The organism is Salipiger pentaromativorans (assembly GCF_024721115.1).
GTDB classification, from domain to species: Bacteria; Pseudomonadota; Alphaproteobacteria; order Rhodobacterales; family Rhodobacteraceae; genus Salipiger; species Salipiger pentaromativorans.
In genome coordinates this window covers 1-11,587 of the sequence record NZ_JAMDHK010000037.1, presented here as the reverse complement: position 1 = coordinate 11,587, position 11,587 = coordinate 1, and the positions used below count along the sequence as shown (strand labels likewise).

Sequence of the window (11,587 nt, the reverse complement as noted above, 5' to 3'; positions counted from 1 at the left end):
TACGAGCCCAAAATCGGTCCCTGTATGCTAAATCAAAGCCCGATTGCATGGAAATCGGCACAGCCAAAACGGTAGATCAGACGTTCCCTATCAAGACGAAGGTGATCTCTCGCACACAGCGTTCATGAGCAGGTGGGCACAACGCCAACATGTCGGTGGCGGCTCCGCCTACGTCATACTTATTCCAACTCTGCGATGTGATTTGAAATGCTCCTATTGCCAAGTGTCCCGGGCCCCGCTCACCGCGAAGGGCTTTGACTGGAGCGAGGAGACACTCAAGCAAACCCTTACCTTTCTCGATCATCTTCCAGGCAACGAAATTCAGATCGAGTTCCAGGGCGGAGAACCGTTCCTACGCCTCGATCACATCAAGGCAGTTGCAGAGTTCGCCCGGCAGCGGTTTCACCACGTGCGCTTTGTGGTCTGCACCAATCTTCAGACGCTGAACGACGAGATCGTTGAGTTCATCAAAAGCGATGACGTGTTTATCAGTACGTCTCTCGATGGCCCTCACGACATTCATACCCGAAATCGGACAGCAAATGCCGATCTGACCCGGGAGTTCCATTGTAACCTCTCCAAGGTGATCAAGCTGGTCGGGCCTGAAAAGGTATCTGCCCTGCCGACGATCGACATTGAGGATCCTCCTACGGCCGGGGAGCTTATTGCAAGCTATGAGCAGTTCGGCTTCAAATCTCTCTACCTGCGACCGGTTAACTACCAGGGCTTCGCGCGTAAGAGCCACCCAGCCGCGCGAGCGTCTGTGAACTGGACAGCTTACTACCGTAACTTCATCAACACACTTATTGCCCACACTGCTCGGACAGATAGGGTGATGGAGGAGTTTTATATCACGCATTGTCTACGCCGTATCCTTGGCGCCGGCGTAGATAACCACACTGATTTGAGAAACCCCAACATACCGACAGGTGCGAATGCCGTCGTCGACTTTGACGGGTTCATCTATCCGAGCGATGAGGCACGGATGCTGGCACGCATCCGGCAGGTAGATCTCTCAATTGGCAATGTGGTGGATGGCTTGGATCAGGAGAAGCTCGCACTACTGGCGCCAGGGCACATCAACAACTTTGATCCCGACTGCATTCATTGCCCCTATCAACCCTTCTGCGGAACCGATCCGATCGATGATCTATCGCGCAGTGGCAGGATTGACGTACCCCGACAAGAAAGCTGGTTTTGCCAGCGGCATCTCGCTGTTTTCGATCTCGCGTTCGAGTTACTCTACAGCTCTGATCCGGCGATCCAATATACGCTTTCAAGATGGCTTGGACTTGAATCGCTTCCTGATGCCCTGAAGCCGGTTGCGCCATGATTCCTCTGCGCCTCAAATCGGAATGTGATCGGTCGCTCGCTCCCTTCGTCGTCAGAATCGCAACCGGAGAGCCACAAGGCTCGTCGGACGCCCAGTTGGTCATAGAAGAGCCGAACCGCCTGGGCTTTCAAGCCACAGACGGCGATTTCCATATCCATAACATCGCCCCGACTGAAATTGATGGAGATGTGCTGCTTGTCGACCCCCGTCGACAGATCGCCCACCGGCTGATCCGAGCAGGTTCGCCACACAATACTTTCCTCATCACAGAGCAGTGTGACCAACTTTGCGTCATGTGCTCCCAGCCGCCGAAAGCCCATCATGAGGACATGTTCGCCTATTTCCTGGCGGCCGCACGTCTTGCACCGACAGGTACTTGTATCGGCCTGTCGGGGGGCGAGCCGCTGCTGCACAAGAAGGAGCTTTTTGACTTCATCGAAGCGTCCTTTGCCGACCGAGACGATCTGAGCTTCCACATATTGACCAACGGACAGCATTTCGAGCGGGATGATCTGCCGTGGCTGCGCAAACATCGAAGCAGGCTGCTTTGGGGCATTCCGATCTATTCCGACGATCCGTCCATTCATGACGACATCGTAGGGAAACCTGGAGCCTTTGCGCAATTGACCCAAAACCTTTCGCTCATGGGGCTGGCTGGAGCAGCTGTAGAACTTCGAACTGTGGTGATGACGCCGAATGTGGCAGGACTGACCATGCTTGCCGACTTCATATCTCGACACATTCCCTTCGCGACCACATGGGCAATCATGCAGATGGAGCGCATCGGCTACGGTCGCATGAATTGGGCGCGCTGCTTTTTCGACAGCAGTGTGGATTTCAAGGAGCTCGGCAGCGCTATCGACCTGATGCGGGCCCGCAACCAAGATATTGCACTTTACAATTTCCCGCTCTGCACCGTGCCTCCGGCATATCGGCAATATGCCGCCCAATCGATTTCAGATTGGAAGCAAAAGTATCTCGCCGCCTGTGCCACATGTCAGTTGCGCTCTCGCTGCTCAGGCGTCTTCGAATGGTATCGGATGGAGGACGGTTTTATGGAGATACATTCTCAATGAAGAAGTTAGGAACCTTTGCCCTCACACTCGCTGCGGCTGGATATCTGCCCCAAATCGCCCAAGCAGTAGTCCCGCCGCTACGTTTGGATGACGATAACGATAAATCTACGTCATTGTTCCAAATCCTCCGCGGCGAACATAAGTACACACTGGCTGGCCATCGTTCACATTCGAGCCACGGTTCCCATGGCTCTCATGGCAGCCATCGTTCATCTTCGGGCGGCGGGACATACCGGTCCCCCGCGCCCTCCAGCAACAGCACCCCTCCCTCGTCTGTGATGCCGCGTGCTGCAGAATCGCCGAAGACGTTGCCGGGGAACAGTGCCGCCTTCATAGATATCGTCAAACGTGTCCAAACTGCGCTTTATGCCTATGGTTATTATACTGGCGCAATTGACGGCATTGTCGGCACTGGCACCAAGACTGCAATCAGTAAGTTCCAGAAGGATTGGGGATTGAGCATTACCGGCACGATCACACCGGAGGTTTTGGATGCCCTCAATATCGTTGCGAAATAAATGGATTGCTGGCGCCCTTCTATTCGCCGCGGGCACGATTCTTGGTCAGATCGCTCCCCCTGCTTGGAAATGGACGGTAATCTCGCTGGCGCAGACCTCATACCAAGAAGCCACCTATAGATGTGATCGCTCCATGCGGTTCCATCTCATTGCAAAGCAAAAGGTAGAGATTGCGCCATCCGAAGAGGCCCTCCGAGATCTTGAGGCAAGCGAAATAGGCCTTATCGATTGCCAAGATTACGACCTCCTCCGGAAACGCCTACAACTCATCGGCCTTGACGAGACCGCTCTAGGTTACATGGCCCTAAAAGCCATCGAAGCAAAGACAACCGATTTGCAGAATGTGATCGAGATTCATGAAATCCGTTACTAGAGTTGTGTGCGTCCTCGCGATGGTAATTGCGCTCCCCGCCGCTGCGGAGACTATGCGAGAGGCAGTGCTGCGGAAAGCTGCACTCGATAACGGTTTGCAGCGACCTAAAGAGCTCTGGCCCGAGTTCGATCTCAATAAGGCCACTGTCGGCGAACTCCTTTTTGACAGCGACCTGCTTTCGCTTACGCGCAACGTTTCCTGCCGCAACTGCCATCTGGATGAGTTCGGATCCGCTGACGGGCTCCCCCTCGGACATGGAGCTGGCGGTGTGGGTACCGGCATCGAGAGGATGAAAAGCCCAGCAGGGCTGCTTTCTCGCAATGCTCTGGCTCTCTGGGGACGAGGAGGCGTCGGCTTCAACGTGTTCTTTTGGGACGGCCGGGTCGATGGAAGCTCAGCCTCAGTGCGGAGCCAGTTTGGGTCCATGGTGCCCTCTGATGACGCGCTCGTCGTGGCAACGCATCTGCCTACTGTCGAATTCCGAGAAATGATCGGCGAAAGTGATGATACAGAGTGGCTACGTCAGGGGGATGTCGACGCAGCACAGAGGGTTCACCAAGAGATTGCCAAACGTATCAAGGCTACACCTGAGATCGCAGGGCCAATGGCTGAGGCCTTCAATATCGACACTGCAGAACGAGAGTGTCAGATCTTCTGTGTATGAGTGATCCGGTCCATGCTTCTTCGAAAGGAAGCATGCATGACGATTTCCAAGGAACTGCTGGACNCGAGAGTGTCAGATCTTCTGTGTATGAGTGATCCGGTCCATGCTTCTTCGAAAGGAAGCATGCATGACGATTTCCAAGGAACTGCTGGACGAACTGCTGAAGGGCGTGGAGCGCCCTGAGGACCTGCTCGGCGAGGCCGGGCTGATGAAAGAGCTGAAGATCAAGCTCATGGAGCGGATGCTGGGCGCCGAGCTGACCGCGCATCTGGGCTATGAAGAGGGCAAGGAGGTTCCACCGGGACAGGGCAACCGCCGGAACGGCACCTCGACCAAGGTGCTGAAGGGACAGGACGGAGAGATGCCGGTGGCGGTGCCCCGCGACCGCGACAGCAGCTTCGAGCCCGAACTAGTGAAGAAGGGCCAGACCCGGATCGACGGGATGGACGACAAGATCATCGGGCTCTATGCCGCCGGGCTGACGGTGCGGGATATCCAGGCCCATCTGCTCGATCTCTACGGTCTGAAGGTCTCGCCCGACCTGATCAGCCGCGTGACCGACGCCGTTCTGGACGAGGTCCGGGAATGGCAGAGCCGGGCGCTGGAACGAATGTATCCGATCGTGATCTTCGACGCGCTACGGGTGAAGATCCGCGATGCCGACAGCCGGACGGTGAAGAACAAGGCCGTGTATGTCGCCTTGGGCGTTACCCGCGATGGCCAGCGCGAGGTTCTTGGCCTCTGGATCGCCGAAAATGAAGGCGCCAAATTCTGGCTTTCGGTGATGAACGAGCTGAAGAACCGCGGCACCCAGGACATTCTGATCGCGGTCGTGGACGGTCTGAAGGGCTTCCCCGAGGCCATCACTGCCGCCTTCCCGGAGGCCATGGTCCAGACCTGCATCGTGCATCTGGTGCGCCACAGCCTGAACTTCTGTTCCTGGAAGGACCGGAAGGTGGTGGCTGCCGACCTGCGCCGGATTTACAGCGCCCCGACCGCCGATATGGCCGAGGCCGAGCTCGATGCCTTCGAGGAGAAATGGGCCGGGAAATACGCCTCCATCGCCCCGGCCTGGCGCCGAGCATGGCAGGAGGTGATCCCGTTCTTTGGTTTCGATCCCGCGATCCGCAAGATCATCTACACCACGAATGCCATAGAAAGTCTGAACCGCGTCATCCGGAAATCCATCAAGACACGGGGCTCGTTCCCGACCGACGAGGCCGCGACCAAGCTGATCTACCTCGCAATCCGCAAATTCGAAAAGGATGGCCGAAATGTCCGGGAATGGTTTGCCGCCCGCAATCAGTTCGCCATAATGTTCGGCGAGCGCTTCGACGCTTGAGTATCCCAAACCGCATGGGCCGGCCCGGATACACAAAGTTCAGGACACTCCCNAGTTCGCCATAATGTTCGGCGAGCGCTTCGACGCTTGAGTATCCCAAACCGCATGGGCCGGCCCGGATACACAAAGTTCAGGACACTCCCCTGCAGAACTAGCCTATCTACAGGTTGCCGAAGCCCTCGCAGCATTTATCCGCCTGGAGTTTCGTGTGCGCGACACGAAACTACATAAGTTTGTTTTCGATGGTGAAGACCTGACTGAATCCGAACTCGCCGGAGGTCTGCTCTTTTATGGTCGAGGTCAATGCGCAACCTGTCATTCCGGCCCCTACTTCTCAGACCTTGACTTTCACGCGATCCCTTTTGCCCAGTTCGGCTTCGGATTCAACGGCTTCGGCATCGACTACGGCCGATACAACTTCACCCAAGATCCCGGCGACCTCTACACCTTCCGGACACCCCCACTTTTCAATGTGACGAAGACCGCGCCCTATTCTCATTCCGGTGCAGAGCCGGATCTGGCTATGGCAATCCGCGCGCATGTGGACCCCCTAGCGGGAATTGATACCAGCGCGCTTTCTCCGTTGGACCGCACTGAGATTTATCAGAGGATTGCACGCTGGGCGCAAGAGCCAGTGTACTCGGTCGAATTAAGCGCACAGGAGATCTCAGAGATTGTCGACTTCCTCTCTACGCTGGATTTCGACCCAGAGGATGAACGTTGAGACTGATGTTCTCCGCGTCCCTATTCAACATATTCTTTCGCCTTTCGGTGATTGGCATATGCCTCATATTGGCAATCTGGCTCTACCTGGCACAGCTACATCCGCGACTTCAACTCCGCACCAGCGAGGCGGAGTTCCGACACCTCGCCGCCGCCTGTGATCAGGCCGTACGCTTGACTGAAATAGACAGTAACATCCAAGATCGCATCCCTCCTGCAGAACTTTATCGACTAGACCAAGCACTGGAAATCGCGCGACTGCCTTGCAAGAACTACGCAAGTCTCAGAGAGCATCTCCTGTCCGTTGACGTATCTCAACATGCGCTCGCGGCATTGCACCTATCGGCCATATCAGACCCCGCCTATCCTCATCTGAAGCAGGGCGGAGTCTCGGAGGCAGAACTCGATGCACAACTCAGAGTAACGATCGAGCTTCTCAGCCTTACCCCTCTGCCTTTGAAAGATTACGTGCGAGACTCAAAGTTTCGCCTTGGCGAAAAACTTTTCTATGACACGCGCCTGAGCGGTTACGGCGACCGCACCTGTGCGACGTGCCATAGCCCGCAGAATGCAACTGCTGACGCTGGCACACTTGAGCCGCGTCTCGACGTGACACCAGGTATGCTTCCAGAGATTCCGGCACGCAATGTGCCTGATCTTTGGAACCGCGATCACAACGACGTCTCTGCAATGCTGTGGGACGGCCGCCTAGAAGTGAAAGTCGCTGCAAACCTTGGAGGCCTCGTCTCACCGGACGGGCTCGACACCGCTGGTTTCGAAAATCTGATGGCTCTACAATCCGTCCGCCCAATTTTCAGCCCCGTGGAGATGCTCGGCGAACCTGGAATCTCGAACGGGCTTGCGCCATCGACCACCAAAGACCTGGAACCAGATGACGTCCTCGCCCGCTTAGGTCCACTGCTTTTTCTGGGTGATCGGACGCAAAAGACGCAAGCTGAAAGCTACGAGGCTCTGTTTCGTGAGAGCTACGGTTTGACCGATGCAGATCAGATCAGCCCACCTCATATTGGCAATGCTCTCGCGCACTATATCGAGATAGAATTTCAATCCCGAAACACACCCTGGGATCGTTACCTATCGGGCGATCTGGCCGCATTGAGCGTGAACCAGAAACGCGGAGCTCTCGTATTTTACGGAATTGGTAAGTGCGCCGTTTGCCATAGCGGCGATATATTCAGTGACTTCGGTTTTCACTCAGTAGGAGTTGCTGATTTTCGTGAGTACAAGGATCAAGGTCGATTTTATGCGACGCGTAACGCCAAGGATAGGTTTCTTTTTCGAACCCCACCTCTAAGGAATGTCACACTGACAGCTCCATATTTTCACAATGGCCAGACCGACACACTTCTCGAAGCAATAATCCAGCACCTTAATCCATATCGCTATGCACGCGCATACAATGAGGATGGAGGACATCTGATGGAGGCAGCGGAAATAGAGGCCATTTCGCCGATACTGACAGCACCCAGTACAGTGACAGATGAGCAAGCCTCTTATTTACGTGATTTTCTCGAAGCACTTCAGGAACAGCGCGAACTGGATCCCCGAAGGTAGAAAAGCACGCGCACAGATTCTCGAATACACGGCAGCACACCGTAATAGAAAGATGGATATGGGCGACGAAAAAGATGCCCTCGAAGCCGACCTACAGGACCGACGGCCCGACCCACACGAAGGCCATCGGCAAGCAGTTGATTCAGTTCAGGAAGGCGCCCGCCAAGACTCTCGTCGGTGCGGGCCAGAAGACCGGTGCCGCGTCCCAAGCCCTGCGCTACATGGGCAAGGATCGCATCGACGATCACGTCATCGCCAAGCTCGCAACAGCACTGGATGGCAATGAGCGGAACGAGCTCTTGAAGCAGAGCAAAGATGTGCCCGCCTGGATGCATCCTGTCGTACAACAGATCGTCGCCTACGTCTGAAGGGTGCCCTCATCAGATATGCCGCTCCTGTGCGGCCGGATTGCGCTTCTTTCCGTCGTTCCTTGGCCCCACACCAATGATACCTATACGTCTCTTCAGACCACATCAAGATATAGATACAGATCATACTCTTGCTATTTAAGCGGAATGATGATATGTTTTCAGATCAATATCGATCACATGAATCGCAAAGGTATCCTTCGTGCCCGAAACAGACTCGCTTCACACGATCGGCGCGCAGCTCCGCCGGGCGCGGCTGGCCGCCGAGTTGACCCAGGAACAGGTCGCCGAGTTGGCTGGCATTTCCCGCCCGCGCTACCGCGACATCGAGACGGGCGCCGCCGCCGCGCGCGCCACCACGCTGATGAATGTCGCACGCGCGCTCGGGCTCGAGATGATGTTGATCCCGCAATTCCTGGTGCCCGCGGTCGACGCCCTGCTCAGCCCCGAGGCCGGGGAGGATGCCCCGGCTTTCGCACCGCAGCCGGAGCCTGACGATGAGCGCTGAACCAACCGCCACCAGCGTTCAGGCGCTCGACATTTTCCTGAACCAGCACAAGATCGGCACCATCGTCCGAACCCCGGGCGATTTCAACGCTTTCAGCTTCGATCCCGCCTATCGCGCGACAGGTGGATACCCCATCCTCAGCCTGTCCTTCCGGGCGGCGAATGGCGGGCTGCGCAAGGATCCGCGACCGATCGCAGGTGCCCTGCCGGCCTTCTTCGCCAACCTGCTTCCCGAGGACAAGCTGCGCGACGCGATGGAAAAGCATCACGCCGGGCGCGTCCGTCCCGGGAATGACTTCGACCTGCTCGCAGCGCTCGGGGCCGATCTGCCCGGCGCGGTGCGCGCCCTTCCGGGCGACGGCCATGCCCTGGCCCCGGCGAAGCCCAGGCAGACGGCGCCGAAAGCTCGTTTCTCTCTGGCCGGCGTCCAGATGAAGCTCTCGGTGATGAAGAACACCGGCAAGGGCGGCGGGCTGACCGTGCCGCTCGGCGACGGCGACGGACAATATATCGCCAAGTTCCCCTCCACGGCTTTTCCGGCGGTGTCGGAAAACGAATTTGCCAACCTCGCACTGGCCGAAGCGATCGGCATGGAGGTGCCCGAGCACGAGCTGGTCACCCGTGACCAGTTCGACGGCATCCCGCAGGAATTCGAGACCATGACCGAAGGGCAGGTCCTGCTGCTGCGCCGCTTCGATCGCGGGCCGGGCGGCCAGCGCATCCATATCGAGGATTTCGCCCAGGTGTTCAGCATTCCCCCTGCGCGCAAATACGAGGGCGCAGCCTATCACGACATCGCATCAGCGCTCAGCATCGCCATTTCTCCGTTGGCCGCGCTGGAGTTCGTCCGACGTCTCGCGCTCTCGGTGCTCATGGGCAATGGCGACATGCACCTGAAAAACTGGTCGCTGATCTACCCCGGGGACGGCAACACGCCTGCCCTAGCGCCCGTCTACGACCTGCTCTCGACCATTCCTTATCTTCCTGCGGACGACCTGGCCCTGTCGCTCGGCGGCGAGCGCGCCTTCAAAGCACTGACCTCGGGGCGCTGGAAGACTTTCGCCAACCGCGCCAAGCTCCCCGAACCCGCCGTTTTGAAGGCGGTTGCCGAAACCGTTCAGGCGGTCGACGCGCATTGGTGGGATCTGCCCGAACGCGCCGTCGTACCCGGCGCGGTCCTGGAGCGCATCGACGCCCACGTCCGGACGATGACGGCCATTCTGGTCGGGTGACCGGACGACCGAGGTCGGGAATTTCCGGACCAGCCCCAGGTGGGGATCATGGAGCGGTAAGCCGTATCGGCAGTGACGATCGGTCCAGCCTAATGTCCGGACGGACACTCCATTCAGACGAAACTCATTCAGCCTGCGCAGGTTGCATGAAGATCGAGGCTACGGCGGCTGAATCGCAACCTATCGCGCGAATGAGAAGGAAACAAAGCACGAAAACTCGTGTGCAAATACTGCACACAGAACCCATCAAGTACTTGATTCAAAATAACAATCCATCCAATCCATCATAGGGGCGACGGAGAGTCTATCTGATTGATATTTCGTCATTTTTCCAGAATCGTCAACTCATTGCGCGGCGGCGTGTGCACTCCAATTTACGACCCAATACGCCCCTTTTCGCCACGTTTCGACCGCGCACTGCACACATAGAGCACACGAAATGGCGACCATATCAAAGCTTCCTTCGGGCTCCTGGCGAGTCCAGGTCAGACGCAAAGGGCACTACATTAGTGAATCCTTCCTGCGCCGCGGTGACGCGGAGCTTTGGGCGCGGACCATTGAGGGCAAGATCGATCGGGGGGAACCTATACACATTGGCGTTGCTGCGGCCAAGACATTCGGAGACCTTATCGAGCTTCACAGAGCGGATCTGGCGGAAGTCGGGAGAACGCTCGGCCGGTCGAAAGCCGCGAGCCTGGATTTTCTTACGCCGCCCTCTAGGTTTTGAACCCATAACCGGGATTCCCAGTGTGGCGGGTCTATGCTTCACTTCCGGCAATGGAGGTGAACATGGCCCGTTTTGATCTGACCGACTTCGAGTGGGAGCTGATCCAGCCCCTTCTGCCCAACAAGCCGCGCGGCGTCGCGCGGGTGGACGACCGGCGGGTGCTTAACGGCATCTTCTGGGGGCTCAGGACCGGCTCGCCATGGCGCGATCTGCCAGAGCGTTATGGCCCGCACACCACCATCTACAACCGCTTCAATCGCTGGGCCAAGGCCGGTGTCTGGGTGCAGGTGTTTGAAACCCGTTCGGAAAAGTCACCGGACAGTATGCAGTTCATCGACAGCTCGATCATCCGCGCCCACCAGCACGCGGCCGCGGGTAAAAAGGGGGCGAGGATCACGCCATCGGTCGTTCTCGTGGCGGGCTGAGCACCAAGATCAATGCCATGGTCGATCATCGCGGCCTGCCGGTGGCGATCACGCTGTCCGCCGGACAGACCTCGGACAAGGCGGCGGTGGCCGATCTGCTGGCGGCTCACCCCGCGCCTGGCGACGTCGTGGCCGATCGCGGTTACGACGCCCGCGCCATCCTGGAGCTGATCGCAGCGCATGGCGGGCGGGGGCACATCCCAACTCAGCGGGACCGCAAAGCTCAACCGTCAGTCGATGCCGCAGTTTACCGGCAGCGCAATCTGGTCGAACGATACTTCAACAAGCTCAAACACTTCCGAAAAGTCGCAACGCGATACGAAAAAACTGCGCGCAACTACCACGCAGCTGTCCTCCTCGCATCATCCCGACTTTGGTTAAGGTTTTATGAGGCCGCTTCCTAGGGTCAGGACCCATTGATTTCAGCGGAACGGCATGATTCACCGCGCGAAAACTGAGCGGTGACATGTCTGATCTCTTCTGGCTCAACGATGCGCAGATGGCGCGCCTGGAGCCCTACTTCCCGAAGTCCCACGGCAAACCGCGTGTCGACGACCGGCGCGTCCTGAGCGGGATTATCTTCGTAAACCGCAATGGTTTGCGCTGGAGGGATGCGCCGAAGGCGTATGGTCCACACAAGACATGGTATGATTGCGGCGGTCGCTCTCCGGGGGCGAACGAGGTCAGGTATGTTGGCCTCATGGATAAATGCCGTGAGGAGAAC

Annotated in this window: 13 protein-coding genes; all 13 read left to right on the top strand. The window is 57.4% G+C overall.

All coding sequences use genetic code 11. From position 1 onward, the window contains the following. Positions 1 to 43 precede the first annotated feature (43 nt). On the top strand, positions 44 to 1,333 hold the full coding sequence (hxsB, locus tag M4578_RS25675; RefSeq protein ID WP_258095929.1) for a His-Xaa-Ser system radical SAM maturase HxsB: 1,290 nt from the start codon (positions 44 to 46) through the stop codon (positions 1,331 to 1,333). After that, positions 1,330 to 2,409, top strand: coding sequence for a His-Xaa-Ser system radical SAM maturase HxsC (gene hxsC / locus M4578_RS25670; RefSeq protein ID WP_258095928.1), 1,080 nt, complete (start codon positions 1,330 to 1,332; stop codon positions 2,407 to 2,409). The genes hxsB and hxsC overlap by 4 nt, the downstream gene beginning before the upstream one ends. Then, positions 2,406 to 2,927: a His-Xaa-Ser repeat protein HxsA gene (gene hxsA, locus M4578_RS25665; RefSeq protein WP_258095927.1), complete on the top strand. Its 522-nt coding sequence runs from the start codon at positions 2,406 to 2,408 to the stop codon at positions 2,925 to 2,927. Before hxsC ends, hxsA begins: the two co-directional genes overlap by 4 nt. Beyond that, complete coding sequence (locus M4578_RS25660) at positions 2,902 to 3,300, top strand: TIGR03982 family His-Xaa-Ser system protein (protein ID WP_258095926.1); 399 nt, start codon at positions 2,902 to 2,904, stop codon at positions 3,298 to 3,300. The genes hxsA and M4578_RS25660 overlap by 26 nt, the downstream gene beginning before the upstream one ends. A 52-nt stretch (positions 3,301 to 3,352) precedes the next feature. Next, positions 3,353 to 3,964 carry a cytochrome c peroxidase gene (locus M4578_RS25655; RefSeq protein ID WP_258095925.1) on the top strand — a complete coding sequence of 204 codons (612 nt, stop codon included), beginning with the start codon at positions 3,353 to 3,355 and terminating at the stop codon, positions 3,962 to 3,964. Between the two features lie 127 nt (positions 3,965 to 4,091). Beyond that, positions 4,092 to 5,306 (top strand): IS256 family transposase, encoded by a 1,215-nt coding sequence (locus M4578_RS25650; protein ID WP_258093556.1) that lies wholly within the window; start codon positions 4,092 to 4,094, stop codon positions 5,304 to 5,306. A gap of 208 nt (positions 5,307 to 5,514) precedes the next feature. Beyond that, positions 5,515 to 6,030, top strand: a complete 516-nt coding sequence (locus M4578_RS25645; protein ID WP_258095924.1) for a cytochrome-c peroxidase — start codon at positions 5,515 to 5,517, stop codon at positions 6,028 to 6,030. Between the two features lie 5 nt (positions 6,031 to 6,035). Then, positions 6,036 to 7,604 carry a cytochrome-c peroxidase gene (locus M4578_RS25640; protein WP_258095931.1) on the top strand — a complete coding sequence of 523 codons (1,569 nt, stop codon included), beginning with the start codon at positions 6,036 to 6,038 and terminating at the stop codon, positions 7,602 to 7,604. A 74-nt stretch (positions 7,605 to 7,678) separates the two neighbouring features. Further along, entirely contained in the window at positions 7,679 to 7,972 is a 294-nt protein-coding gene (locus tag M4578_RS25635) for a DUF6088 family protein (protein WP_258095923.1), read from the top strand. Positions 7,973 to 8,174: 202 nt separating this feature from the next. Beyond that, a complete protein-coding gene (locus M4578_RS25630) occupies positions 8,175 to 8,480 on the top strand; it encodes a helix-turn-helix domain-containing protein (protein WP_258095922.1) in 306 nt (101 codons plus the stop codon). Next, entirely contained in the window at positions 8,470 to 9,711 is a 1,242-nt protein-coding gene (locus M4578_RS25625) for a type II toxin-antitoxin system HipA family toxin (protein ID WP_258095921.1), read from the top strand. Before M4578_RS25630 ends, M4578_RS25625 begins: the two co-directional genes overlap by 11 nt. Before the next feature lie 789 nt (positions 9,712 to 10,500). Further along, a protein-coding gene (locus M4578_RS25620; RefSeq protein WP_274705750.1) for an IS5 family transposase occupies positions 10,501 to 11,267 on the top strand; the annotation gives its coding sequence in 2 pieces (ribosomal slippage) (positions 10,501 to 10,825 and positions 10,825 to 11,267; 768 coding nt in all). A gap of 62 nt (positions 11,268 to 11,329) precedes the next feature. Further along, positions 11,330 to 11,587 (top strand): transposase (locus M4578_RS25615; protein WP_258095920.1); only part of this gene is annotated, 258 nt, incomplete at its 3' end.